The sequence below is a fragment of the Telluria sp. GW821-FHT07G12 genome, assembly GCF_059418525.1.
Genome location: NZ_JBWKQA010000012.1, coordinates 18,016 through 43,897 on the forward strand (window position 1 = coordinate 18,016; position 25,882 = coordinate 43,897).

The window sequence follows — 25,882 nt, forward strand, 5'->3', positions numbered from 1 at the left end:
TGCTTGTGTATGATGCGGCGTAATGACAGCTATCTGCATCGGAGACGACCATGAACAAGTTCAGGCAGACATTGGCCGTGCTGGCTTTGTGCGGCATCGTGCAGGCGGCGCCGGCCCAGGATCGCGGCCAGAAGGGCCAGGTGGTGCAGGACGGCATTGCGGTCAAGCCGCTGAAAGGCGGCTGGCTGCGCGACGCACTGGCGCCGGAAGGCGAGATGGACAAGGCGGCCGCCCAGCAATACACTGCGCTTCTGGGCCAGGCCCAGCAGAAGGGAGTGCTTGTGCCGGCCACTGACCCGCAGGTCAAGCGCCTGCGCGCCATCGCCCAGCGCATCATCCCGCACACCACGCGCTGGAACCAGGACGCGCAGCAGTGGAAATGGCAGGTCAACCTGCTCAAATCAGACCAGGTGAACGCCTTCTGCATGCCGGGCGGCCGTATCGCTTTCTTCACCGGCATCATCGACAAGCTCAGACTCACCGACGACGAGATCGCGGCCGTGATGGGCCACGAAATCGCGCACGCGCTGCGCGAGCACGGGCGCGACCGCCAGGCCAAGGCGACCACCACGGGCGTGTTTTCTTCGCTAGTCGGCGCCGCGATCTCTGCCTACACCGGCTACGACCTGCGCGGCCTGGCCAATACGGCGGGCCAGCTGTACGTCCTGAAATTCTCGCGCGACGAAGAACGCGAAGCCGACCTGGTCGGCCTCGACATCGCCGCGCGCGCCGGCTACGACCCGCGCGCCGGCATCGCCCTGTGGAACAAGATGGAAGCCCTGAACCAGCGCGGCGCGCCGATCGACCTGCTGTCCACCCACCCGGGCGGCGAGAATCGCATCGAGCAGATACAGAACCACATGAACGTCCTGCTGCCGCTGTATGCGCGTAGCAAAGGCACGACGGCCGACCGGCTGCCGGCTTATCGCAGTAATGTCGCGCTTCGTTAGAAAAGGCCACCAGGCCGAAGCCAACGCTGTCGTCCCGCTGCCGGTGCGCGACGGCGTCGCCCCCAGCTATCTGTGGATCACCGAGACCCGGCCCGGGGGCATGCTGGCCTTCCTCGAGGAGCGCTTTGCCGAGGTCGGCGGCCCGCCCTGGCGTGAGCGCCTGGCGCGCGGCGACGTGGTCGATGCGAAGGGTGAGCGCCTGCATGTGGACAGCCATGTGCGCCAGGGCATGCGCATCTGGTACTACCGGGAGCTCGAGGAAGAGACGCCGATTCCCTTCGAGGAGCACATCATTTTCCAGGACCGGCACCTGCTGGTGGTCGACAAGCCTCACTTCCTGCCGATGATCCCGACCGGGCGCTTCCTGCGCGAGACCCTGCTGGTGCGCCTGAAGCGCCGCTTCGCCCTGCCGCACCTGACGCCCATCCACCGGCTCGACCGCGAGACCGCCGGCGTCGTGATCTTCTCGCACAACATCGAGACGCGCGGCACCTACCAGTCGATGTTCCAGAAGCGCGTCATCCGCAAGACCTACGAGGCGCTGGCGCCGGTGCTGGAGGGGCGCGACTTCCCCTTCACCTACCGCAGCCGCATGGTCGACGGCGAGAAGTTCTTCGTCATGAAAGAGGAAGAGGGCGAGCCGAATTCGGAGACCCTGGTGGAGCTGATCGAACGCCGCGGCCCGCTGGCCCGCTACCGCCTGCATCCGCACACCGGCCGCAAGCACCAGTTGCGCCTGCACATGGCCTCGCTGGGCGTGCCTATCCTGAACGACGCCTTCTATCCGGTGGCGCTGCCCTGCAAGGGCGACGATTTTTCCAACCCGCTGCAGCTGCTGGCGCGCTCGATTGCCTTCGAGGATCCGCTCACCGGCGAAGCACGCAGCTTCACCAGCGAGCGGGATCTGGACTGGCCCGCCTGATCAGCTCGGGATGGGGATCGTGAAGTTCGGACTGCCGATGACCGCAGCATTGCCGGCCAGGTCGACCACGGTCGCGCCGTTGACCTGCAGGTGCAGCGGGCCATAGATGCCGCTGCCCAGGTCGAGTTCCAGCACGGTGTCTGCCACGTCGCTGTCGTTGGCGACGATCGCCCAGTTGGTGTGCACGCCGGCCGTGTAATGGCCGAGCACGACGCCGCCGGCGTCCAGCACGTCGATCGAACCGGCGCCGGTGAACTCGATCTTTTCGTTGAAGACGAGAGCGGCCCAGGTCTTCAAATCGTGGAAGTCCGGCGCGATAGCGAAGGTCGGCGCGGCGGTGTCGACCGTGATCGCCAGGGGCGCCGACGCCGCGCTCACGTTGCCGTAGGCGTCGACCTGCTTGACCGTCAGCGAGTGTTCGCCAGGGGCGAAGGCCGCCAGCTTCTCGGGCTGGCTGCCGACCGTGAACGACCATTTCTTGTCGCTGCCTACCGTGGTGGTGCCGATCAGCGTGGCGCCGTCGTAGATGTTGACGGTGCCGCCGGCTTCGCTTGCGGTGCCGCCGATCAGCGGCTTGGTTTCCTTCGTCAGGCCATCGCTGTCCGAGGCGCCGCTGTCGCTGGCGGCCGCCAGCACCGGCTTGCCCGGCGCGTCCGGTTCGATGAAGTCGATCCGGAAGTTCACCCATTGCGAAGCCGAACGTGGGCTGTTGTTGCCGGCCAGGTCGGTCTGTTCGACGGTCAGGGTATGCTGCCCTAGCGCCAGGTTGTAGAGGGAGATCACCGAGTAGCTGCCGTCCGCGCCGACGGTGGTCTGGCCGACGATGGTGCTGCCGTCCCACACGACGACGTTGGCGCCGGCTTCTCCGGTGCCGACGAAGGTCGGCTTGCTCGCATTGGTCAGCAGGTCGCCGTCGGCGCTGCCTTTGACGTCGCTACTGCGCAGGGTGACGGTGGCCGTCGCGATCGTCGAATCGACCTTCAGCGTCAGCGCCGCGGAGGCCGGGCTTTCGTTGTTGGCGCCGTCGTACTGCTTGACGGTCAGCTGGTGCGTGCCGTCGGCCAGGGATTTGCCGTCCAGCCAGTCGCTTGCCGACATCGTCCAGGTGTTGTCGGCATTGGCCGAGGTCTGGGCAAGCAGGGTGCCGTTCTCGTCGAACAGCTTGACCCTGGCGTAGCTTGCCGCGCCGTTGCCGGTAAAGCCAGGCGTGTGCAGGCTGGTCAGGTTGTCGCCGGCTGCACCGGTGTCGCTGGCGGCCGCCAGTATTGGCGCGCTGGGCGCGGGGCTGGCATGGGCGTCGATCTGGATCTTGCCGCCGGAATCGTGGTGGCCGTAGCCGTCGACATAGGGAATGTCGAGGCCCGAGAAACTGATATGGGCGGCATCCAGCAGATTGCCCGCCAGGTCGCTGACGTGGCCGACCAGATCCGCGCTGTTGACCAGGGCGAGCGAGTCCGAACCGTGGGTATCGTCTTCGCCGTTGGCGCCGACGACATACTTGAAATAAACCGTGCGGCCATCCGCGCTGGTGTGATCCCAGGTCGCCAGGCCATTGTTCGTCAGGCGCAGGGTCGGGGTGCCGCTGCCGGCCTTCTGCACTGCTTCGCTGAACGAAACGGCGATGTCGATTTCCTTGCCGATGCCATAGATGCCGGACGAGATCAGCGAAGCTGCCGACAGCGCGCTCGGCGCCAGCGTATCGACGCCCGAGGTACGGAAATGCATGGGCTTCAGGTTGGCGATCGCATTGCCGGCCAGGTCGGTGATATTACTCGACAGCTCGATCGTGTAATCCTTGCCCGGTGCGAATCCATGTTCCGCAGCGGAGATCGTCAGGGTGTGGCGGTCTGCGGAAAAATCGCTGTTTTTGATATAGACGCCGCCCGTGTGGCCTTCCGCATCGGTGAAATAGAAGGGCGAACCCTCGCTTGCAATCAGGTACATCGCCTCGTCGAAGGTGAATACCAGGTCGTCGCTTGCACTGCCGGAGGCGCCGTCGGGTGAGCTCAGCATCGTCGGCGCCGCGGTATCGATCGTGAAGCTCTGCGTAAAGCTGGCGCTGTGGTGGGTGCCGTCGACCACGCGCGCCGAGATCGTGTGGACCCCGTCCGCGAAATGCATGCTGTCCTGGCCGTCGTACCAGGACCTGCCGTCGATGCTTGCCTTGAATTCCGCGCCGCCGTCAATCGACAGCATCACCTGCTGGTCCGTTGTCAGCGCAGCGGACAGGGTGCCATGGAAGGACTGGAATGCCTCGTTGCTGACGTGGTCACTCAGATCCGGCGAGCGCCAGTCATTGATGTCGATGTCATGGCCGACATAAGCCTGCACCGTGCCGTCGACCGTGTAGTTGGCCGATGTGACGAGACCGCCCGCGTTGCCATGCGCATCGTGGATGCCGCGGAGGTCGAGCGTGACCGCATTGACGGCATCGACCACGTACAGGGAGGTCGACAGGGTCGCGGTCCAGGTCAAGCCGCCGTCTGCGGTCTTCAAGGTGTCGAGCAGGGTGGCGCTCGGCACGTCGAGGATGCCGGCGATGTCCGCAACTTTCTGGGACAGCACGATCTTCATGCCGATGCCGCCGCCGTTCAGCAGTTCGCTGCCATCCAGGCTGATGCTCGCGCTCGGCCCGATGGTATCGACGTCGTAGGTCTGCGCGGCGTTCACGCTGCCGCTGCCGGCGTTGCCCGCCACGTCGTGCACCTTGCTCATGTCGATCGACAGCTTGTTGCCGCCGGCTTCGACCGGGCTGGCGCCGGGACGCAGGATGGTCTTCCAGGTCAGGCCGCCGTCGCTGGTGCTCAGGCCGAGCAGGGTCGCGTTCGGCGCCTGGATGGCGTCCGCGCCCAGGCTCACCTTTTCGGAGAATTTGATCGTGACTTCGACGCCGTCGTTCGTCGAGACCGAACTGCCGTTCAGCTGGATGTCGGCTACCGCCGGCCCCACCGTATCGATCGCATAGCTGGCGCTGGAGACCGCGCTGCCGCTGCCGGCATTGCCCTTCAGGTCCTGCAGCTTGCTCAGGTCGACGCTGATCGTGTTGCCGCTCGAGGTATTCGGGTCGCTTGCCGTCAGCGTGCCGGTCCAGGTGCGGCCGCCGTCGCTGCTCGCCAGGCCGTTGATGACGGCATGCGGCGCGGTGATCGCGCTGGCCGGGAGCTCCTTGATCGCTTCCGAGAAGCTGAAGGTGACGCCGACCGTGCCGCCGGTCTTGAGCAGGCTGCCGTCGAGGACGATCGTGGCGCTCGACGGACCCTGGGTGTCGACCGCATAGGCGCTTGAAGCGACCGTGCCGCTCCCGAGGTTGCCGGCCAGGTCGGCGACCTTGCCGAGGTCGAGCTTCAGCACCTCGCCGGCGGCGGTGGTGGCGCCGTCGCCGTGCAGCGTGACTTTCCAGGTCTTGCCGTCTTCGCTGCCGCTGATGTTCGTGATGGATGCGTGCCCGGCCTGCAGCGCCGCCGCGTCCAGGCCCTTGACCGCTTCCGAGAAGCTGACGGTGGCCACGATGTCATGACCCGACGACAGGTCGGCGCCGTCCAGCGCGATGCCGGCGGCCGGCCCCTTGGTGTCGACCGAATAGCTGGCCACGTTGCTGATGCCTTTGCCGGCATTGCCGGCGGCGTCGTGGACCTTGCTCATGTCGATGGTGAGGACGTTGGCCGGCTGTTCGGCCGCGCCGGACGGCACCAGGGTCGCCACCCAGCTGTGGCCGTCGCCGACCGGCACCAGGGTGCTCACGGCGGCGTTCGGCGCGCCGAGGGCGTCGGCCGTCAGCCCGTTCACCGGCTCCGAGAACACCAGCGTGACCTGCAGGCTGCCGCCGGCCTTAAGCAGGCTGCTGTCGATCTCGTGCGAGACCAGGGTCGGCGCGCCGCTGTCCGGTGCGGGAGCGGTGGTGAACTTGAGCTGCGTGGTGGAACGCACCCCGCCGAAGGCCACGTGCTCGCTCGACACCAGCACCCCATTGCCCATCACGATGCTGTAGCTGTGATCGGGCAGCAAACCGGCCACGTTCAGCTTCACATGGACGCCGTCGACGCTGACGCTGGACGCGGCAATCGTGTGGGTGTCGGTGGCGCCGACCACGCGCATGGCCGGCTGGCCGGTGGCGCGGTCGATCACGGTTTGCACCGCGCCGTCGGTGATGTAAATCGTGCCGCTGCCGGCCGCCATCGCGGTGTTGAACACGAGGTCGATGCTCATGCCGCCTGCGATGACGGTCGGGGTGGCGGACTGCAGGATCGGCGGGAGAGTGGTAGTTGTCATGACGGTCGTTCGCGCGGCGGGCGGGATAAATAAGGTGGTGGAAATAAAAAATTCCACCAAGCAAGCTTAACGAACGGATCATATCAACAAAAAGCCACCCGGAATCGGCGGTGATGGCCAGGGATGGCGCTTTTGCCACAGAAATTGGACGAATCCCCCAGGCTAGGGGGAGTTTTGCGGTGAGATTGCGCGCATTTTGGGCTCGGCCGCAGATGCTATGCTGTCCGGCTCAGCCTGCTTTCCCCCGCCATGAATTCATCGACGAACAAGCCGTCTCCCACCGCCGATGCACCGCCCCACGCCGGCACGCTGGAGGCGCTGGGCATGGTCCTGCTGTGCTTTGGCTGGTTCATCGTCTCATCGCTGCAGTCGCTGGCAGCCTACCGGGGCGGAGCCGGCGCCCGGGGGTTCAGCGACGGCCTGCTCGGCGCGCTGCTGGTCACCGAACTGATTTTCGGCGCCGCCGCCATCGCGGTGCTGCAGGCGCGCGGCTATCCGCTGCGGACGCTGTATCCGCAGTGGTCGTGGTCCAGTGTGTTTGTCGGCTTTGTCCTCTACCTGGCCGCTACGGTGCTGTCCACGCTGGCGATGACACTGGTGCCGCATCCGGAGGGCATGCCGATCGCCGAGATGGCGGCGCGTGCGCGCGTCTCCCTGCCAATGGTGGCGCTGGTGTCCATCGTCAACGGCGCCTATGAGGAGGTGTTTTTGCTCGGCTACCTGATGCGCGGCCTGCGCCGCTACGGCGCCTCGACGGTTTTGGGCATGACCCTGCTGGTGCGCCTGCTTTATCACATGTACCAGGGGCCGATCGGCGCCCTGAGCGTGCTGCTGTTCGGCGCCGTGCTCGGCGTGTACTACCAGCGCACCGGACGGCTGTTCCCCGTCGTGGCTGCGCACGTCATTGCGGACGCGGTCGGACTGGGCTCGATGTAGCGCGGCTTACAGCGCGTAGTCGATGATCAGCGGCGCGTGGTCCGAGAAGCGCTCGTCCTTGTAGACCGAGACTGCATGCGCCTTGCTGGCGATGCCCGGCGTGGCGACGTGGTAGTCGATGCGCCAGCCGACGTTCTTGGCCCAGGCCTGGCCGCGGTTGCTCCACCAGGTGTAGTCGGCGGCGTCGGGCGCGACCACGCGGTGCACGTCCACCAGCCCCAGCTCGTCGAACAGGCGCGTCATCCAGGCGCGTTCTTCCGGCAGGAAGCCCGAATTCTTCTGGTTGCTCTTCCAGTTCTTGAGGTCGATTTCCTTGTGCGCGATGTTCCAGTCGCCGCAGATGACGACTTCACGCCCCTCGGCCTTCAGTTCCTGCAGGTGCGGCAGGAACACGTCCATGAAGCGGAACTTGGCTTCCTGGCGCTCGGGCGAGGACGAGCCGGACGGGCAGTAGACCGAGATCACGGTCAGGTCGCCGCAATCGACGCGGGTGTAGCGGCCTTCGTTGTCGAACTCCAGGCAGCCGAAGCCGATCTTGGCGGCGTCCGGCTTGGTGCGGCTATACACGCCGGTACCGGAATACCCCTTCTTTTCGGCGTAGTGGAAATGCCCGTGGTAGCCGTGCGGCGCGAGGAATTCCTCGGTCATGTCGGCCTGCTGGGCCTTCAGCTCCTGCACGCAGATGAAATCGGCGTTCTGGCTGGCGATCCAGTTGAAGAAGCCCTTCTTGTGGGCGGAGCGGATTCCGTTCAAGTTGGCGGAGATAATTCGTGGCATGGTCGAAAAGAGTGTGAGGGCAAGGCGCATGGCCAAAACGAGAGTTTAACGCGTTTCCAGATTGCTTTTCGGTAACTGTATGTGGACGACTACGCTTATCACTGTAATTGTGAATTATTTTGTTTCGCCGTGTTAAACTTTCCAGCTCATGCATGCACCGGAGTCTTCGTGCTCATCAAGACCGACGATATCTTGTCTGGCAAACACGGCAACCACGGGCACTTCGTCCGCTTCTACGACAACGACGCGCTACTGATCGACGAGGTTGCCGCCTACGTCGACCAGGCCCTGCGCGCCAATGGCCGCGGGATCGTGATCGCCACCGCCGAACACCGCGCTGCGCTGCGCCTGCGCCTGGATGCGCGCGCGCGGCGCCGTCGCGTCTTCCACGCATGTCATGTGGCTGGATGCGGAAGCGACGCTGGCGGCCTTCATGGTCGACGGCTGGCCGGACGCCCAGTCCTTCGACGCGGTGGTGGGCGGGGCCATGGCTGCAGCCTGTGCCGATGGCGCCGGCGTGCACGCCTTTGGCGAAATGGTGGCGCTGCTGTGCGCGCGCGGCCAGTACGACGCTGCGCTGCAGCTCGAACGCATGTGGAACGAACTGGCGCAGCGGCAGGCGTTCTCGCTGTTCTGCGCCTACCCCTGGAGCCTGTTCCCCTCGACCAAGCTGATGAACGCCTTCCAGCGCGTGTGCGCGGAACACGATCACGCCTGCGCGGACGCCTCGATGGCGCTGCCGGCCGACGATGCCGAACTCAAGGTGGCCAGGCTCGAACAAAAGGTGCACGTGCTCGAGGCCGAAGTCGCGCGCCGCATGGAAACCGAGGCGATCCTGCGCCGCAACGAGCGCGAGTTCAGCGACTTTGTCGAGAACGCCGCCGAAGGCTTGCACCGCGTCGGCGCCGACGGCACCATCCTGTGGGCCAACAAGGCCGAACTGCAGATGCTCGGCTACCGCTGGGAAGAATACGTCGGCCACAACATCGCCGAATTCCATGCCGATGCAGTGGTGATCGGCGACATCCTGTGCCGGCTGTCGGCCGGCGAGACCCTGTACGACCAGCCGGCGCGCCTGCGCTGCAAGGACGGCACGATCAAGCACGTGGTGATCCACTCGAACGCCCACTTCGAGAACGGCGAGCTGCGCTACACCCGCTGCTTTACGCGCGACGCCACCGAAAGGCACGAGCGCGACGTCGCGCTGGCCCAGCGCGACAGCATGCTGCTGAATGCGCCGGTGGCGGCGGCGCTCTTGAGCGGACCGGACTTCGTGTTCCGCCTGGCGAACCGCAGCTATTGCGAACTGGTCGGGCGCAGCGGGCTGGAAGGAAAAGCCTTCCTGGAAGTCTTCCCGGAACTGCGCGACAGCGAGCCCCAGCACCTGCTCGAACAGGTGTATCGCGACCAGCAGGCGGCCCAGGCGGAAGAGCTGCGCATCGTCCTGAACGGCGCCGATGGCCAGCCGCACGAGCGCTTCCTCAAGTTCAGCCTCGAGCCGCTGGCCGTGCTGGAGGCCGAAGAGACTGGCGTGATGCTGGTGGCGGTCGACGTCACCGAACACGTGCGCAGCCGCCAGCAGCTCGAGCGCGCCCACGCCGAGCGCGCGGAACTGCTGGCCGAGCTGACCTCCGCCAGCCGGGCCAAGGACGAGTTCCTGGCCATGCTCGGCCACGAGCTGCGCAATCCGCTCTCGCCCATCGTCACCTCGCTGCAGCTGATGCGCCTGCGCGGCGAGGAAGCCGCCTTGCGCGAACGCGAGATCATCGAGCGCCAGGTCGGCCACCTGGTCCGCCTGGCGGCCGGGTCGAGGCGCGCAGCGAGGGCAAGGGCCGCGGCAGCGAATTCGTCGTCCTGCTGCCGCTGCTGACGCCGGGCGCCGGCGCCGAGGAAAGCCTGCCGGTGCAGCACGCAGCACCTGCTGCCGCGCGGCGCCGCATCATGCTGGTCGACGACAACGTCGACGGCGCCGAGACCCTGGCGCGGCTGCTGGGCGCCCATGGCCACGAGGTCCGGGTCTTCCACGAGCCGATCGCGGCGCTGGCCGCGGTGCGCGACTTCCGTCCCGACCTGGCGGTGCTCGACATCGGCCTGCCGGTACTCGACGGCTACGAGCTGGCGCGCCGCATGCGCACGCTGCTGGACGGCCATCCCTGCCGCATGGTCGCGCTGACCGGCTACGGGCAGGAAGCGGACAAGGTCAGGAGCGGCCAGGCCGGCTTCGAACGGCACCTGGTCAAGCCGGTCAATCCCGACCTGGTGGTGGATCTGGCGGCGTCGGGCGCTGCGCACGCCGGTTAAAATAACGGCTTTACAGTACACACCAGGGGTAAGTCGTGGACAATCTGCGCCAGCAGTTCATTGCGTTTTCCGTCGAGGCCGAAGTATTGAAGTTCGGCCAGTTCGTCACCAAGGCCGGCCGCCAGTCGCCATATTTCTTCAACGCCGGCCTGTTCCACGACGGCGCCACGCTGGGCAAGCTGGCCCAGTTCTACGCCCAGACCCTGCTCGATTCCGGCATCGAATTCGACATGCTGTTCGGCCCGGCCTACAAGGGCATCACCCTGGCATCCGCCACCGCGGTGGCGCTGGCCGCGAAAGGCCGTGACACCTCCTTCGCTTACAACCGCAAGGAAGCCAAGGACCACGGCGAAGGCGGCACCATCGTCGGCGCTGGGCTCAAGGGCAAGGTCGTAATCATCGACGACGTGATCTCGGCCGGCACCTCGGTGCGCGAATCGGTGGCCATGATCCGCGCCGCCGGCGCCGAGCCGGCCGCGGTGCTGATCGCGCTGGACCGCATGGAACGCGGCGGCAAGGATGGCGTGCTGTCGCCGCTGTCGGCGGTGCAGGAAGTCAGTCAGAACTATGGCATTCCGGTGATCTCGATCGCCAACCTGGCCGACCTGTTCGCCTACCTGTCGGCGGATCCGGCGATGGCCCAGCACAAGGACGCAGTGGCGGCGTATCGGGCGCAGTACGGCGTGGTCTGATCAGGCGGCCGCTGCCGCCTGCGTGAAATGCGCCACCTGGTCCGCCAGCGCCTTCTGGAAGGCGGGGCGGGCCATGCAGCGGTCCCGGTAAGCCTTCACGCGTTCGAAGCGCTCCACCATCTCCATGTTGTCCATCAGGCGCAGCACGGTCGTCATCAGGATGTCGGCCACGCTGAAGCTCTGCGCCAGCCACTCCCGTCCCTCCAGCCAGTCGTCGAGGTCGCGCAGGCGCTTGTTCACCATCGCTTCCGTCGACGGACGGGCGCCGGCGGCCCAGGGCTCGTCGGCGGAAAACACCACCAGGCTCACCAGGTTGCCCACATAGGGCTCGACCGAGTTCAGGGCCGCGAACATCCACATCGTCACCCGCGCCCGCTCGTCCGCATCGACCGGCAGCAGAGGTGAGTTGTGATGCAGGCAGCGTTCGCCCAGGTGCAGCAGGATGGCGCCGGTCTCGAACAGCGTCAGGCCGCCGTCCTGCAGCACCGGGATCTGGCTGAAGGGCTGCTCGCGGCGGTAGGCGGGCGTGGCCGCTTCCTGGAACTCGAGCGCGCGCAGGGAATAGGGCAGGCCGGCTTCTTCCAGCGCCCAGCGCACGCGCAGGTCGCGCACATAGCCGACGGCGAACGGCGGCACGCTGCGGAAAGTGGTCAGGGTCAGCATCTCGTCTTCTCCTCGTCATGTGGATAGGAGGAGAATACGCGGGTGCATAATATGTTCAAGAACATAATATGGGAGACCTGACATGCCCTACAGCAGCGAGCACAAGGCCGAGACCCGCGAGCGCATCGTGCATGCGGCGCGCCGGCTGTTCAACCGCCATGGCTTCGAGCAGGTGTCGATCGACCGCGTCATGCTCGACGCCGGCCTGACGCGCGGCGGCTTCTACCACCATTTCAAGAGCAAGGACGAGCTGTACGCGGCGGCCGTCGCCAGCTTCACGAGCTGCAATCCCTTCAAGCCCGACATCGGCAGCAATCCGCCGCCGGAACCGGGCCAGTTGGCGCGCATGCTGCTCGACGTCTACCTGTGCGACGAGGTGTTCGACAACGTCGAGCATCACTGCCCGCTGTACGCGCTGCCGGGCGACGTCGCGCGCGCCGGGCTGTCGCCGCAAAAGGCCTACACGCAGCTGATCCGCAACCTGACGGCGGTGTACGCAGCGGCGCTGGAAGGTAGCCCGGATGGCGAGCAGCGGGCGCAGGCCATCGTGTCGCTGTGCGTGGGCGGGATGGTGCTGGCGCGGACCACGGACGATGCGGATTTGCGGCGCTCGCTGCGCAGTGCGGCGCGGGCGCAGGCGCTGGCTCTGCTGGGCGAGTTGTGATTTAATGGCAACAAACAATGACGACAAGGAGTCGCCTTGCAAACCGTCCTGCGTGGCATCGCCACCGCTGTCCTGGCGTTCTTTTTGGTTGGCTTCGGCGCTTGCGGCGCGTATGGTGCGTTTGGCGGTATCGCCGCCTTCTTCCAAGGATCGGGCGAGGGCCGCGGCATAGCGCCCATGCTGATCATCGCCGGCCTGGTCGGCCTCGCGATCGCCTGGGGGTGCTGGAAAGCGATCTCCAGCATCTGGCGCAAGCCCGGGCCGCCCGCCGAATGACGGTGCCCGTGCTGTCCGCGGGCGCCGCGCAGTCGACCCACCTTATCTTCGAATGGCTGGCCCTGGCCACCGGCATGCAGCTGTATCGCTGGCAGCGCCGGCGCGCCGGCCAGCCCGCCATGCTACAGCCAGGTTCCTTTGCCGTCGTCGTCGGCTGCATCCTCGGCGCCGCGATCGGCAACAAGCTGGTGTTCTGGATCGAGATGCCGCACCTGTGGCAATCCGCGGCGCCGGACTGGCGCCTGATCGCTTCCGGCCAGTCCATCGTCGGCGGCCTGCTGGGCGGCCTGCTCGGCGTCGAGATCGCCAAGAAGCTGGCCGGCATCCGGCGTTCGACCGGCGACCAGTTCATCCTGCCGCTGGTGGCCGGCACCGTGATCGGCCGCATCGGCTGCTTCCTGGCCGGCCTGTACGACGGCACCTACGGCACGCCGACCGCGCTGCCATGGGGCGTCGATTTCGGCGACGGTATCCCGCGCCATCCGACCCAGGTCTACGACATGCTGTTCGCGCTGGCGATGGGCGCGCTGCTGTGGCGCGGCCGTGCGCGCCTGGCGCGGCACGAAGGCCTGGCGTTCAAGCTCTACCTGGCTGCCTACCTGGTCTGGCGCCTGCTGGTCGACGGCATCAAGCCGGTGCCGTATGCCTATGCGTTCGGCTGGTCCGGGATCCAGCTCGTGTGTGTGCTGGCGCTGGCCTGTTACCTGCCTGTCGTGCTCAGGCAAACCTTGGAGTTGAAGCGGACATGACATCGCTGTCGATGAAGGCGTCGCGCACCCGTGCGGGCATGCTGGTGATCGCGCTGGCGCTGGTGGGCGGGACCGGCTGCATTACGACGGCCATCGTCCAGAACGTGCAGCAGAAGAACCGGCTGCGCGAAGTGGAAGAGGCGCGCCGGAAAAGCATGGCGCAGCTGGCCGGCCCCGCCGCTGCGGGCGATCCCGCAGCGGCCTTTGCGCTGGCCCTGGACCTACTGGCCGCGCCGGCATCCGAGCAGATCGACCAGGCGCGTGTGTTCGCCTTGCTGTCGCGGGCGGCGGACAAGGCTTACGGCCCGGCCCAGGCGCTATTGGGCGAAACAATGCTGACGGGACGGTTCAGCCGCGCCTACGCCGCCCCCATCAGCGCCGCTCCCGGGTTCCAGGACCGCGAACGAGGCCTGGCGCTGCTGCGGCAGGCCGCCACCCAGGCCTGCCGCTTCACGCCCGGCGGCGAAGGCTTCGCGCTGCGCTGGATCATGCCGGCAACGGTGCTGAGCCGCGAACTGGAACGCACGGGCCGGCTGGATGAGGCAAGGGTCTGGCGTGGACGCGCTGCGCTCCACTGCGGCCAGCCCGATCCCGACAGCCTGTCCTGGCAGATCGCCGCGAAGAACGCCACCTCGCGGCAGCGTATCGATGCGCTGACCCTGATCATGCTGACCGGGGACGCCGCCCGCATCGACAAGGCCGGGGCAACGATGGCGCCCGAGGACATCGCCACTGCACGCGGCGAATCGGCCCAGCTGCGCCGCCTGATCGAACAATCCGAACAACAGTATCCGCCGCCGATGCGCAGGACAATGAAATGAGCCGCAAAACCCGCCCCTACCTGTTCTACGATACGACGACCTCGGTCTGCTCCGAGTGCCTGCATCCGGTCGAAGCCAAGATCATCTTCAAGGACGACAAGGTCTACATGGACAAGTGGTGCGGCGCCCACGGCAGCGAGCGCGTGCTGGTCAGCGACGACGTCGAGTACTACCGCCTGTGCCGCGAAGTCTTCGTCAAGCATCCCGAGATGCCGCAGCTGTTCAACACGAAGATGGAATACGGCTGCCCTTACGATTGCGGCCTGTGCCCCGACCACATGCAGCACTCCTGCCTGTCGGTGGTCGAGATCACGGACAACTGCAACCTGAACTGCCCGGTGTGCTATGCCGAAAGCGGCACCCATCGCGAACGTCACCGCCCGCTCGAAGAGGTGATCCGCATGCTCGACGCCGTGGTCGCCAACGAGGGCGAGGCCGACGTCATGCAGCTGTCCGGCGGCGAGCCGACCCTGCATCCGCAGTTCTGGGACATCCTCGATGCCGCCAAGGCGCGCCCGATCAAGCACGTGATGGTCAACACCAATGGCATCGTGCTGGCCCAGGACAAGGCGTTTGTCGCCCGCCTGGCCGGCTACGCGCCCGGCATCGAGGTCTACCTGCAGTTCGACTCCTTGCGCGCCGAGGTGCACAAGGAACTGCGCGGCGCCGACCTGACCCGCATCCGCCGCCAGGCGCTGGACAACCTGAACGAGGCCGGCCTGTCGACCACGCTGGTGGTCACGCTCAAGAAGGGTTTGAACGACGGCGAGATCGGCGGGATCATCGACTTCGCGCTCACGCAGCCCTGCGTGCGCGGCGTGACCCTGCAGCCGATCCAGGATGCCGGCCGGGTCGAGGATTACGATCCGCGCCTGCACCGCCTGACGGTGTCGGAGATCCGCCGCAAGATCGACGAGCAGAGCAGCCTGTTCACCTTGCAGGACGTGGTGCCGGTGCCCTGCAACCCGGACACGCTGGCGATGGCCTACGCGATCAAGACGCCGGAACGAACCGTGCCGCTGACGCGCTGGCTGGATCCGCAGACCCTGGTCGAGGGCAGCGGCAACACCATCGTCTTCGAGCGCGACGCCGGCTTGCGCGAGACCGTGAAGGACCAGGTCTTCAAGCTGTTCTCGACCAACCACTCGCCCGAGTCGCAGGCCAACTGCCTGTCGGAGCTGATGTGCTGCCTGCCGCTGGTGAGCGCGCCGTCCGCGCTCCGCTACGACAACGTGTTCCGGGTGCTGATCGTGCAGTTCATGGACGCGTACTCGCTGGACGTGCGGGCGCTGAAGAAGTCCTGCATCCACTTCGCCCAGCCGGACGGCAAGATGGTGCCCTTCGAGAGCTACAACCTGCTGTACCGCGACGGCCGCAAACTGGAAGCGATCCGCGACAGCATCGCAACGCAGTTTGCCCAGCGCCGCCGCGGCGTGACGATTCCGCTGGTGCCGGCGGCCTAAGCGTTCAGGGTGCGGCACCCGGCGCGGCCGCCATCTGCTTCACCGCCATCGCCATGAAGGCATCGAGGGCGGTGCCGCGGCCCTCGGCGCCGCCGACCTGGATCGACGGCACCAGCGCCACCTGGCCGCGTTCGATCGCCTCGGCAAAGCGCAGCAACACGGTCTGCTGGAATTGCAGTTCGGGTCCGCCGTAGGCCGCGACGTTCAGGCTGGTGGCCTTGGCCTGGGCCTGGCCGACCGCTTCCAGCTGGAAGGCCTCGGCTTCGGCCAGGCGGCGCTTGGCGTCGGCGGCGCCCGCTGCGCCCTGGCGCGCTTCCTCGGCGGCCTTGATCGCTTTCTGCACGGCCGCGCTGCCCTGGTTCTCGGCGATGCGTACCGCCAGCTCGGATTCCGTGATCGCCGTCTGCTGCTTGGCGCGCGCTTCCGCTTCGCGCAGGATGCGCTCCTGCTGCGCGGCGGCTTCTTTGGTGCGGTAGGTTTCCAGCTGTTCGCGCGAGACCTGGCGCTCGCGCAGCTGGCGCAGGATGGTCTCGATCTGCGTGTCCTCGGGCTTGGCGCGCGGTGTGCCGATCAGCACTTCGTTGAGCGTCAGGTTGTAACCCTCGAAGTTGCGGCGCATTTCCGCCATCGCCTTTTCCTGGATGTCCGAGCGCTCCTGCAGCAGCTCGATCAGGGTCTTGCGCTGGCCGACGTTCTTGAAGTAGGCCGCCACCATCGGGTCGAGGGTCTGCTCCACCAGTTTGCGGATGTCGCCGAAACGCTGGATCACCAGCGGCGCCATCTTGTAGTCGATGTTGACCACGACCGATAGCGGCAGGTCCGGCTCGAACGCGTCCTTGGTGATCAGCGAGACTTCCGACAGATGCTTGTCGAGTTCGTGCGAGCCGACCTGGCCGGCCTGCCATTTGAGGATGAAGTTCGTGGTCGGTACTTCGATCACGCACTTGGCGTAGGGATTGAGCGCGTACTTGCCCGGCAGGAGAGGCGTGGCCTGCACGCCTTTCTCGTCGGTGCCCACCAGTTCGCCGTGGCGGTAGTCGTCGCCGGTCAGGTCGGTGCCGGCCTTGCCGGTGTACGACACGACCACGCCGACGAAGCCGACCGGCACCTCGGTCTTCGGCACGATTTCCCACGACGCGAAGCGCGCGTTCAGGTAATAGGTGCCTTCGACCAGCACTTGCAGCTGGCGGCCCTTGTAGCCGCCGGCGTCGATGAAGATTTCCGGGTTCTGGAAGTCGTGATGGTAGCGCGCGGCCTCAAGCGGGTCGGCGCCGACGACAGGCGCGACGATCGTCCCTTCCGGCAGCGACTGGCCTTCGTGGGTCGTGATCACGGCCAGCTTGTCTTCGCGGATGACGAGCGGACGGAAGCCGCCGCGCGCCACCAGGTCGTCGTGCACGGCGGCCAGGATGCCGCTGATCTCGCCCTTGGCGTTGACGTTGGCGTCGCCCGGCAGCGGCAAGGCGTACACATGGCCCTCGGCCAGCACGACGAATTGCGCCAGGTTGATCGCATAGGTGCCTTCGCGCAGGATCTTGCGCTGCAAGCCTTTCTGGCCGCCTTTCGCGAGAAAGCCGGCGACGTCGGTGAAGTCGTCGGCACTCTTGTTGCAGCCCAGGTTCTGGCTCGGCGCCATGGGCAGGCCGTCGCGCGCGAACACGTAGGCGAGGGTGCCTTGCTGGATGGTGACCAGGTTCTGGCGGTGCACGCGGTATTGGAGCGGCGCGAACAGGTGGAAGCCGCCGCGCAGCACGGCAGGCTGGAAGCCGGCTTCGCCGCGCAAGGCGATGAAGCCGGCCTGCACGGATCCGCGGCCGGACCAGCGTTTTTCGACGATTCCGATTTTATCGTTCGGGATGTAGACCACGCAGCTGCGCACGAGCAGCACGATGGCGATGAACAGCAGGCTTGCGGTGGCGATTGCCAGGGCCTCGAACATACAACGTCCTTTCGACGAATGATGACGAGACCAGCTTAGCGATACGGGTGTAAACGTAGTGTATAAAGACGCCGCCCGCGCGCAACCGGCGCGTAAAAATGCCGGCCGTCACGGCACCCACAGCCAGCGGGTGATGTGAAAGAAGACGGGCGCCGCAAAGCCCAGCGAATCCAGGCGGTCCATGTAGCCTCCATGTCCGGCGATGCCACTGCCCCAGTCCTTGGCCGCCAGCGAGCGCTTGACCGCCGACATCACCAGGCCGCCAAGCGCGCCGAACACGACGATCAAGGCCGCCAGGCCAGCCGATTCCCAGAAACCGAACGGCGTCACGAAATGCATGAGGCCACCGATCAGCGTGGTGGCCAGGCCGCCGCCGACCAGGCCTTCCCAGGTCTTGGAAGGGCTGACGTTCGGCGCCAGCTTGCGGCGTCCGAACAGCTTGCCGAACACGTATTGCAGCACGTCGCTGATCTGGACGATGAAGGTAAAGTAGAACAGCAGTTGGGCGTTATGTCCTTCGAAGCCGGGAATGGCCAGCATGAGCAGCGCGGGCGCATGGCTGACACCATATACGCAGACCATGACGGCGAAAAGGATGCGCGCGTTTCGGGACAAGAAGTCCTCGGTGTCCTGGCTCAGGGCGCTGGCCGCGGAGATCAGCGCGAACACGTACACCGGAATGAAGATCGCGAACAGCCCATACCACTGGATCCACAGCAGCCAGTACTGCAGGGGCAGGGCGATGAAGAAGGCGATGAACAGCGGCCAGTAGTCGCTCTTGCGGGTCGGCGTCAGTGTCAGGAATTCGCGCAGGGCCATCAGCGAGGCAAAGCCGAACACGACGATGGTCGCATAGCGGCCCAGCACCAGCGCCGAGAACAGCACGGCGACCATGCCCCACCAGGCCTTGATGCGTGCGTTCAGGTTGCGCACCGTCTCGTTGGCGCCCTGGTATTTCCGGTGCAGGACAAAGCCGATCACGGAAGCGAGGATGAGGATCCCGAGCAGGATCTGCCCGGTCTTGATGAATTCTGGTGTCACGGCGGTGCTCAGAAAGAGGTGGCGAGCGCGCATACGCCGCCATGGGCGCGCGCCAGGAACGCGTCCTTGGTCTCGCCCAGGTTGTTGAAAATGGGCTTGCCGAAATGGGCACGGCACAGCAGAGGCAGGGGAAAGGGCGCGCCCTTGGGCAGAGCGCGGTGCAGGTTTTCCTGGTAGACCGGCACCAGGGGCAGCGTCGGGCGATGCCTGGTCAGGTAGTAGAGGCCGGATTTGAACGGACCCGGAAGCTCGGCCTGCAAGCGCGTACCCTCGGGGAAGACGATCAGCGAGTCGCCCTGGTCCAGCGCTTCCGCCAGCGGCGCCAGCGCGTCCGGGCCCCCCTTGGCGCGGTCGATCATTACCACGTTCAACAGCCGTCCGGCGACGTGGCGGCGCAGCACCGAGGCGTTCCAGTAATCGGCGCCGGCCACCGGGCGGGTACGGTTGCGGATCGGCGTCGGCAGGGCCGCCAGCACGCCGGTCGTATCCAGATGGCTGGTGTGGTTGGCAAAGAAGATGCACTGGCCGGTGGGCATCTCGTCATAGAAGGCCTTGCCGCCGATGAGCAGCTTCTGCAAGCCGAGCAGGGCGTCGCGTTGCATGCGGAAGAAGACGCTCATGAGGGTTTCCCTTGTTCGAGCTGGCGGCACAGGTGCAGCGTGCGGGTGACGCAGGTAAGCAGGCTGAGAACGGCGATCATGGCCAGCACGACGGCCAGGGGTCGGACGCCGAAGGGCAGCAGCGGCGTGGCGATGCAGGCAAGGGTCAGCAGCGCCATCCGGTGCTGCTTGGCCATCGGGCCGCGGAAATCGTGGCCGAGCCCGCAGGACGCACCGAATACCCGCACATAGGCCGTCAGGGCGGCTGCCAGGGCTGCCATCCAGCCGAGTTCGGGCTGGGCCGCCGCATAGCCGCAGGCGGCGAGCAGGATGGAATCGGCAATCCGGTCCGGGAATTCGTTGTACACGGCGCCCAGCGGCGTCGCGCGGTCGTGCTCGACCGCGACCATGCCGTCGAACAGGTTGCACAGCAGCCGGCCCTGGATGCAGGCGGCGGCGCCGAGCAACCACCAGCCGCCGGCCAGCATGCAGGCAGCGCCGGCGGCGGCGAAGGCCACGCTCGCCACCGAGATCTGGTTGGGGCTGACACCGCTGCGGGCCAGTCCGCGTGCGAGGCCTTGCGCCCAGCGGGCGCCGCGCACCTTGAGTGGGCGGCGGTCGGATTCCGTCGACGTATCCATGCTCATTCCTAAAGAGTCAGGCGTTCACCTAGCCTTGTTGATGTGCAGTACGTCAATAAGCTTATCAGCTTGGTATTAGGAAAAATGCGTGCTTTATCACGGGGGGGCTATCTTGCGCCCGGCAGTATTGGAACGTGCGACGGCCATAAAAAAACCGGGGACGGACCCGGTTTTTAGATCTGGCAAAAGAGCTGAAAAGATCAGCCGGCCAGCTTTTGCTTCAACAGCTCGGTCACCTGCGCCGGATTGGCCTTGCCCTTGGACGCCTTCATGCACTGGCCGATCAGCGCATTGATCGCTGCTTCCTTGCCCGCGCGGTACTGCTCGACCGATTTCGCATTGGCGGCCAGGACTTCGTCGACGATGGCTTCGACCGCGCCGGTATCCGAGATCTGCTTCAGGCCTTCGCGATCGATGATCACATCCGCCAGGTTCTCGTCGCCCGACTTCTCGTCCCACATCAGGCTGAACACCTTCTTGGCGGCGTTGTTCGAGATAGTGCCGTCGGCGATACGCTTCAGCAGCAGCGCCAGCTGCGATGCCTCGACCGGCGAATCGACGATGTCGAGGTCGGCCCGGTTCAGGGCCGAGGAGACGTCGCCCATCATCCAGTTGGCGGCGGCCTTGGCGTTGTCCTTGCCGGCCTTGGCGACCACGGCTTCGTAGTAATTCGCCATCGCCTGCGAGCCGGTCAGGATCAGCGCGTCGTATTCCGGCAGGCCGTAGTCCTTGATGAAGCGCTCGCGCATGGCGGCCGGCAGTTCCGGCATGTCGGCCTTGATGCGCTCGATCCAGTCCTGCGAGATCGTCAGCGGCGGCAGGTCCGGGTCCGGGAAGTAGCGGTAATCCTGCGCGTCTTCCTTGGTGCGCATGGAGCGGGTTTCCTTCTTGTCCGGGTCCCACAGGCGGGTCGCCTGGATCACCTTGCCGCCGTCTTCGATCAGTTCGATTTGGCGCCGCACTTCGTAGTGGATCGCCTCTTCCATGAAGCGGAAGGAGTTCAGGTTCTTGATCTCGCAGCGGGTGCCGAATTCCTTCTGGCCGACTGGGCGCACGGAGACGTTGACGTCGCAGCGGAAGGAGCCTTCCTGCATGTTGCCGTCGCAGACGCCCAGCCACATCACCAGCGAGTGCAGGGCCTTGGCGTAGGCCACCGCCTCGTTCGCGCTGCGCATTTCCGGCTCCGAGACGATCTCCAGCAGCGGCGTGCCGGCGCGGTTCAGGTCGATGCCGCTCATGCCGTGGTAATCCTCGTGCAGCGATTTGCCGGCGTCTTCTTCGAGGTGGGCGCGGGTCAGGTTGATGGTGCTGGTCACCATCTTGCCGTCTTTCTCGTAGGCGAAGCTGAGGGTGCCGCCCTGGACCACCGGGTCCTCGAACTGGCTGATCTGGTAGCCCTTCGGCAGGTCGGGGTAGAAGTAGTTCTTGCGCGCGAAGACCGAGCGCGGCGCGATTTTTGCGCCGACCGCGAGGCCGAAGCGGATGGCGCGTTCGACCGCGCCGCGGTTCAGCACCGGCAGCACGCCCGGCAGCGCCAGGTCGACCGGGCTGGCCTGGGTGTTCGGCTCGGCGCCGAAGCGGATCGAGCTGCCGCTGAAGATTTTCGAATTGGTCGTGAGCTGGACGTGGTTCTCAAGACCGATGACGACTTCCCATTGCATATTCTTCTCCTTATACGCCTTCAGGCGCGCGCTGGTGCCAGTCCGTGGCTTGCTGGTACTGGTGCGCGATGTTCAGCAGCTTGGCTTCGCTGAAGTAGTTACCGATGATCTGCAGGCCGACCGGGCGCTTGGCGTTTCGCATTGCTCCTTCCTTGGCCTGACCGAAACCGACAGGAATTGACATCCCGGGCAGGCCGGCCAGGCTGGTCGACAGCGTGAAGATGTCGGCCAGGTAGTTGGCGACCGGGTCGTCCGATTTCGCGCCCAGGTCCCAGGCCACGGTCGGGGCCACCGGGCCCATGATGACGTCGCACTTGTCCTTGAAGGCGGCCTGGAAGTCGTCGGCGATCAAACGGCGGATCTTCTGCGCCTGCACGTAGTAGGCGTCGTAGTAGCCGTGGCACAGCACGTAGGTGCCGACCATGATGCGGCGCTGGACTTCCTTGCCGAAGCCTTCCGCGCGCGTTTTCTTGTACATGTCCTGCAGGTCCTTGTACTCCGGCGTGCGGTAGCCGTAGCGCACGCCGTCGAAGCGCGACAGGTTGGACGAGGCCTCTGCCGGCGCGATGATGTAGTAGACCGGGATCGACAGCGAGGTTTTCGGCAGCGAGATCTCGACCAGGGTTGCGCCCAGCTTGACGAACTGGTCCAGCGCGGCGCGCACGGCCTGCTCGACGTCGCTGGCCAGGCCTTCGCCGAAGTACTCTTTCGGCACGCCGATGCGCAGGCCGGTCAGCGGCTGATTCAGTTCGCGGGTGAAGTCTTCGCGCGCATTGCCCTGCTCAGGGGTGAGACTGGTCGAGTCGCGCTGGTCGAAGCCGACCATTTCGTTCAGCAGCAGGGCGCAATCCTCGGCGGTGCGCGCCATCGGGCCGCCCTGGTCGAGCGAGGAGGCGAAGGCGATCATGCCGAAGCGCGACACGCGGCCGTAGGTCGGCTTGATGCCGGTGATGCCGCAGAAGGCGGCCGGCTGGCGGATCGAGCCGCCGGTGTCGGTGCCGGTCGCGGCCGGCGCCAGGCGCGCGGCGATCGCGGCGGCCGAGCCGCCCGACGAACCGCCCGGCACGGCCAGCAGATCCCAGGGGTTCTTCACGGCGCCGAAGGCCGAGTTCTCGTTGGCCGAGCCCATCGCGAATTCGTCGCAGTTCAGCTTGCCCAAGGTGACCATGCCGGCGTCGCCGAACTTCGTGACCACGGTCGCGTCGAACGGACTGACGTAATTTCCCAACATTTTCGAGGCGGCGGTCGAGCGCCAGCCCTTGGTGACGAAGATGTCCTTGTGCGCGATCGGAATGCCGGTCAGCGGGCCGGCCGAGCCTTCTGCGAAGCGCGCGTCGGCCGCCTTCGCCTGGGCCAGCGACAGCTCGGTATCGACGTGCAGGAAGGCGTTGTGCTGGCTCGCGGCAATGCGGTCGAGGTAGTGCCGGGTCAGCTCGGTCGACGAGATCTGTTTCGAATGCAGGAGCGTCGAGAGCTCTTTAATGGTCTTGTTGTGCATAATTCAGAGAATCCCCAGCTTTGTTTATTCGATGACTTTCGGCACCAGGTACAAACCGTCCTGGGTTTTCGGGGCCGGCGCCTGGTACTCGGCGCGGTGGTCTTCCTCGGACACCACGTCCTCGCGCAGGCGCAGCGGCAGTGCGAGAATGGCGGACAGAGGCTGGGCCAGCGGCTCGACGCCGGTGGTGTCGACGGCCTGCATCTGCTCGGCGAGGGCAAAAATGCCGTTCAGTTCGTTCAGGGCGATCTCTGCGTGAGCCTCGTCCATATCGAGCTGGGCCAGGTTGGCGATCCGTTTTACGTCTGAGAGAGTCAGGGACATGGCATAGGGCGCGGCTCGGCGCCGCGTTCAAGGATGGTTGTGCGAATAATGAAATTTGGTTAACGGCTTGCTAAAGCTGATAAATGCTTGCTAATACCGTCGAACTCGCAGGCTGATATAGGGGCGATTCCACCCGTTTTTCAGCGTTTAATCGGCAAATTATAAGGTAGAATGGCGGGCTAATGCGTTCTCCGGCGCCGAAAGCAGACGGACCGCGCATGAAAGCCCGCGGTGCGGATTCATCAATCGCGGCGAGGATTCCCCGATTAATGTTTGGGATCTCGATCATCGAGGTCCGCTTTAGGCGCACTTGGATGCGCATCAGGACACACATGTTTGGTTTTGTTACGCAGCTTTTTTCGAACGATCTGGCGATCGACCTGGGTACCGCGAATACCCTGATCTATGTCCGTGGCCAGGGCATCGTGCTGGATGAACCCTCGGTCGTCGCGATCCGCCAGGAAGGCGGCCCGAACGGCAAGAAGACGATCCAGGCGGTCGGCAAGGAAGCAAAGCAGATGCTGGGCAAGGTGCCCGGCAACATCGAAGCGATCCGGCCGATGAAGGATGGCGTGATTGCCGACTTCACCGTCACCGAGCAGATGCTGAAGCAGTTCATCCGCATGGTGCACGACTCCAAATTCCTGCGCCCGTCGCCGCGCATCATCATCTGCGTGCCTTGTGGTTCGACCCAGGTCGAGCGCCGCGCGATCCGCGAATCGGCGCTGGGCGCCGGCGCCCGCCAGGTCTACCTGATCGAGGAGCCGATGGCTGCCGCGATCGGCGCCGGCCTGCCTGTTTCCGAAGCGACCGGCTCGATGGTGGTCGACATCGGCGGCGGCACCACCGAAGTCGGCATCATCTCGCTGGGCGGCATGGTCTACAAGGGCTCGGTGCGCGTGGGCGGCGACAAGTTCGACGAAGCCATCGTCAACTACATCCGCCGCAACTACGGCATGCTGATCGGCGAGCAGACTGCGGAGTCGATCAAGAAGGCCATAGGTTCGGCCTTCCCTGGTTCCGAAGTCAAGGAAATGGAAGTCAAGGGCCGCAACCTGTCCGAAGGCATCCCGCGTTCCTTCACCATCTCGAGCAACGAGATCCTGGAAGCCCTGACCGACCCGCTGAACAACATCGTCTCCGCCGTCAAGAACGCGCTCGAGATGGCGCCGCCGGAACTGGGTGCGGACATCGCCGAGAAGGGCATGATGCTGACCGGCGGCGGCGCGCTGCTGCGCGACCTCGACCGCCTGCTGATGGAAGAGACCGGCCTGCCGGTGCTGGTCGCGGAAGATCCGCTGACCTGCGTGGTGCGCGGTTCGGGCATGGCGCTCGAGCGCATGGACAAGCTGGGCTCGATCTTCTCGTACGAGTAAGCCGGGATTACATTGCGAAGACAGGCTGCGCGGATCGCTCCGCGCGTCCTGTCTTCTGCCATGTTAGTGTGTCTTCACGTCGGCGCCCGGCCCCGTCCCGCGGTCGCCCTCATTATTGGAAGTCATGGAATACAGTCCTCCGCCGCTCTTCAAGCAAGGCGCTCCCGCCAGGGTCAAGGTGACAGTGTTCGCTCTCATCTCGATCGCACTGCTTGTCGTCGACGCGCGGTTTCATGCGCTCACCGCCGTGCGCCAGGTCGCGGCCACGGTCCTTTATCCTTTCCAGATGGTTGCCCTGATGCCGCGCGATGCGATCAGCAACATGGGCAATTATTTTTCATCGATTTCCGCGCTGCAGAAGGAAGTCCGTGACCTGAAGAGCCAGCAGGTGGCGATGGCCCAGGCCATGCAGCAGGCCCAGCTCCAGATGGCCGAGAACGGCCACCTGCGCAAGCTGATGGATGCGCGCGAACACCTGCCGGTGCGCTCGATGATGAGCGAGATTTTGTATGACGCACGCGATCCGGCCACCCGCCGCGTGGTGCTCGACCGCGGCGCCCTCAACGGCGTCAAGCTCGGCCTGCCCGTGATCGACAACGCCGGCGTGGTCGGCCAGGTCACCCGCGTGTTCCCGCTCACCTCCGAAGTGACCCTGCTGACCGACAAGGAGCAGGCGATTCCGGTACAGGTGCTGAGAAACGGCCTGCGCAGCGTGGCCTACGGCCGCGGTCAGACCGGCCAGCTGGACCTGCGCTTCGTCGCGCCGAACGCCGACATCCAGGTCGGCGACGTGCTGGTCACCTCCGGCCTGGACGGCATGTACCCGGCCGGCCTGGCGGTGGCCAAGGTGAGCCAGGTCGAGAGCGTGGCCCAGGGCGCCTTCGGGCGCGTGGTGTGCCAGCCGCTGGCCGGCATCGACCGCCACCGCCAGCTGCTGATCGTGCTGTCCGACCAGCCGGCCCAGCCGCGTCCGGCCGCCGAAGCGCCCAAGAACACCGGCAACAACGCGCCGCGCCGCAACCTGCCGAAGATGGAGCCGATCCCGCTGCCGCCGCTGCCTGCGCAGCCGCTGCCGCCGGCCGTGCCGCCTGCGCAGCAGCCCGGCCAGCAGCCGGCCGCCGGCGCGCCGAACGCCGCTGTACCAGGCGGCGTCCCGGCAGGCACCGCGCCGGGTACGCCAAGCGCCGCGCCGGCCACGTCGCCCGCCACGCAGAACCGCGCTCCTGCGCAGGCCACGACGCCCGCTGGTCAGAACCGCGCGCCTGCACCGGCGCGCGTCACGCCGCCCGCCGCGCCAGCCGCCGGCGCTCCCGCCGCGCC

At 66.0% G+C, this 25,882-nt stretch carries 24 protein-coding genes; 13 read left to right on the forward strand and 11 right to left on the reverse strand.

Annotation, left to right across the window (positions count from 1 at the left end; all coding sequences use genetic code 11):
* Window positions 1-50 precede the first annotated feature (50 nt).
* Window positions 51-950, forward strand: a complete 900-nt coding sequence (locus AC07PE_RS26580) for a M48 family metallopeptidase (protein ID WP_498770254.1) — start codon at window positions 51-53, stop codon at window positions 948-950.
* A complete protein-coding gene (locus AC07PE_RS26585) occupies window positions 934-1,872 on the forward strand; it encodes a pseudouridine synthase (protein ID WP_498770256.1) in 939 nt (312 codons plus the stop codon). Before AC07PE_RS26580 ends, AC07PE_RS26585 begins: the two co-directional genes overlap by 17 nt.
* Here the strand turns inward: AC07PE_RS26585 and AC07PE_RS26590 are convergent, their stop codons facing one another.
* Window positions 1,873-6,141 carry an Ig-like domain-containing protein gene (locus AC07PE_RS26590; RefSeq protein ID WP_498770258.1) on the reverse strand — a complete coding sequence of 1,423 codons (4,269 nt, stop codon included), beginning with the start codon at window positions 6,139-6,141 and terminating at the stop codon, window positions 1,873-1,875.
* A gap of 249 nt (window positions 6,142-6,390) precedes the next feature.
* Here AC07PE_RS26590 and AC07PE_RS26595 point away from each other — a divergent pair, with 249 nt between their 5' ends.
* Window positions 6,391-7,077, forward strand: a complete 687-nt coding sequence (locus AC07PE_RS26595; protein ID WP_498770260.1) for a CPBP family intramembrane glutamic endopeptidase — start codon at window positions 6,391-6,393, stop codon at window positions 7,075-7,077.
* 6 nt (window positions 7,078-7,083) lie between these two features.
* Here the strand turns inward: AC07PE_RS26595 and AC07PE_RS26600 are convergent, their stop codons facing one another.
* Entirely contained in the window at window positions 7,084-7,854 is a 771-nt protein-coding gene (locus AC07PE_RS26600; RefSeq protein WP_498770262.1) for an exodeoxyribonuclease III, read from the reverse strand.
* A 249-nt stretch (window positions 7,855-8,103) separates the two neighbouring features.
* Window positions 8,104-8,244, reverse strand: a complete 141-nt coding sequence (locus AC07PE_RS26605) for a hypothetical protein (protein WP_498770264.1) — start codon at window positions 8,242-8,244, stop codon at window positions 8,104-8,106.
* A 7-nt stretch (window positions 8,245-8,251) separates the two neighbouring features.
* Between AC07PE_RS26605 and AC07PE_RS26610 the strand changes: the two genes are divergently transcribed.
* The 3 genes from AC07PE_RS26610 to pyrE are packed head-to-tail and all read left to right on the forward strand — an operon-like array spanning window position 8,252 to window position 10,847.
* Window positions 8,252-9,724, forward strand: coding sequence for a PAS domain S-box protein (locus tag AC07PE_RS26610; protein WP_498770267.1), 1,473 nt, complete (start codon window positions 8,252-8,254; stop codon window positions 9,722-9,724).
* Between the two features lie 32 nt (window positions 9,725-9,756).
* On the forward strand, window positions 9,757-10,155 hold the full coding sequence (locus AC07PE_RS26615) for a response regulator (protein WP_498770269.1): 399 nt from the start codon (window positions 9,757-9,759) through the stop codon (window positions 10,153-10,155).
* A gap of 35 nt (window positions 10,156-10,190) precedes the next feature.
* Window positions 10,191-10,847 carry an orotate phosphoribosyltransferase gene (gene pyrE, locus AC07PE_RS26620; protein WP_498770271.1) on the forward strand — a complete coding sequence of 219 codons (657 nt, stop codon included), beginning with the start codon at window positions 10,191-10,193 and terminating at the stop codon, window positions 10,845-10,847.
* On the opposite strand, the gene AC07PE_RS26625 is transcribed toward pyrE, so the two are convergent.
* A complete protein-coding gene (locus AC07PE_RS26625) occupies window positions 10,848-11,510 on the reverse strand; it encodes a glutathione S-transferase family protein (protein ID WP_498770273.1) in 663 nt (220 codons plus the stop codon).
* A gap of 82 nt (window positions 11,511-11,592) precedes the next feature.
* On the opposite strand from AC07PE_RS26625, the gene AC07PE_RS26630 reads away from it, so the two are divergent.
* Genes AC07PE_RS26630 through AC07PE_RS26650 form a run of 5 tightly spaced genes read left to right on the forward strand, consistent with a single transcriptional unit; the run spans window position 11,593 to window position 15,483 of the window.
* Window positions 11,593-12,174 (forward strand): TetR/AcrR family transcriptional regulator, encoded by a 582-nt coding sequence (locus tag AC07PE_RS26630; RefSeq protein WP_498770275.1) that lies wholly within the window; start codon window positions 11,593-11,595, stop codon window positions 12,172-12,174.
* A gap of 36 nt (window positions 12,175-12,210) precedes the next feature.
* Window positions 12,211-12,450, forward strand: a complete 240-nt coding sequence (locus AC07PE_RS26635; protein ID WP_498770277.1) for a hypothetical protein — start codon at window positions 12,211-12,213, stop codon at window positions 12,448-12,450.
* Window positions 12,447-13,199, forward strand: coding sequence for a prolipoprotein diacylglyceryl transferase (locus AC07PE_RS26640; protein ID WP_498770279.1), 753 nt, complete (start codon window positions 12,447-12,449; stop codon window positions 13,197-13,199). Before AC07PE_RS26635 ends, AC07PE_RS26640 begins: the two co-directional genes overlap by 4 nt.
* Complete coding sequence (locus AC07PE_RS26645; protein WP_498770281.1) at window positions 13,196-14,020, forward strand: hypothetical protein; 825 nt, start codon at window positions 13,196-13,198, stop codon at window positions 14,018-14,020. The genes AC07PE_RS26640 and AC07PE_RS26645 overlap by 4 nt, the downstream gene beginning before the upstream one ends.
* Window positions 14,017-15,483, forward strand: coding sequence for a radical SAM protein (locus AC07PE_RS26650; RefSeq protein WP_498770283.1), 1,467 nt, complete (start codon window positions 14,017-14,019; stop codon window positions 15,481-15,483). Before AC07PE_RS26645 ends, AC07PE_RS26650 begins: the two co-directional genes overlap by 4 nt.
* A 4-nt stretch (window positions 15,484-15,487) precedes the next feature.
* Here the strand turns inward: AC07PE_RS26650 and AC07PE_RS26655 are convergent, their stop codons facing one another.
* From AC07PE_RS26655 to gatC, 7 genes are all read right to left on the reverse strand, one after another.
* Window positions 15,488-17,422, reverse strand: coding sequence for an SPFH domain-containing protein (locus AC07PE_RS26655; RefSeq protein WP_498770285.1), 1,935 nt, complete (start codon window positions 17,420-17,422; stop codon window positions 15,488-15,490).
* Window positions 17,423-17,530: 108 nt separating this feature from the next.
* Window positions 17,531-18,463, reverse strand: coding sequence for a phosphatidate cytidylyltransferase (locus tag AC07PE_RS26660; protein WP_498770287.1), 933 nt, complete (start codon window positions 18,461-18,463; stop codon window positions 17,531-17,533).
* Between the two features lie 8 nt (window positions 18,464-18,471).
* Window positions 18,472-19,083 (reverse strand): lysophospholipid acyltransferase family protein, encoded by a 612-nt coding sequence (locus AC07PE_RS26665; protein ID WP_498770289.1) that lies wholly within the window; start codon window positions 19,081-19,083, stop codon window positions 18,472-18,474.
* Entirely contained in the window at window positions 19,080-19,703 is a 624-nt protein-coding gene (locus AC07PE_RS26670) for a CDP-alcohol phosphatidyltransferase family protein (RefSeq protein ID WP_498770291.1), read from the reverse strand. The genes AC07PE_RS26665 and AC07PE_RS26670 overlap by 4 nt, the downstream gene beginning before the upstream one ends.
* Window positions 19,704-19,903: 200 nt before the next feature.
* Window positions 19,904-21,364 carry an Asp-tRNA(Asn)/Glu-tRNA(Gln) amidotransferase subunit GatB gene (gatB, locus tag AC07PE_RS26675; protein WP_498770293.1) on the reverse strand — a complete coding sequence of 487 codons (1,461 nt, stop codon included), beginning with the start codon at window positions 21,362-21,364 and terminating at the stop codon, window positions 19,904-19,906.
* A 10-nt stretch (window positions 21,365-21,374) separates the two neighbouring features.
* Window positions 21,375-22,862, reverse strand: coding sequence for an Asp-tRNA(Asn)/Glu-tRNA(Gln) amidotransferase subunit GatA (gene gatA / locus AC07PE_RS26680; RefSeq protein WP_498770295.1), 1,488 nt, complete (start codon window positions 22,860-22,862; stop codon window positions 21,375-21,377).
* Window positions 22,863-22,886: 24 nt separating this feature from the next.
* Complete coding sequence (gatC, locus tag AC07PE_RS26685; RefSeq protein ID WP_498770297.1) at window positions 22,887-23,186, reverse strand: Asp-tRNA(Asn)/Glu-tRNA(Gln) amidotransferase subunit GatC; 300 nt, start codon at window positions 23,184-23,186, stop codon at window positions 22,887-22,889.
* 332 nt (window positions 23,187-23,518) lie between these two features.
* Between gatC and AC07PE_RS26690 the strand changes: the two genes are divergently transcribed.
* Together AC07PE_RS26690 and mreC are read left to right on the forward strand one after the other, a co-directional pair.
* A complete protein-coding gene (locus AC07PE_RS26690) occupies window positions 23,519-24,562 on the forward strand; it encodes a rod shape-determining protein (protein ID WP_047827025.1) in 1,044 nt (347 codons plus the stop codon).
* A gap of 124 nt (window positions 24,563-24,686) precedes the next feature.
* A partial coding sequence (mreC, locus tag AC07PE_RS26695) for a rod shape-determining protein MreC (RefSeq protein WP_498770299.1) occupies window positions 24,687-25,882 on the forward strand: 1,196 nt, incomplete at its 3' end.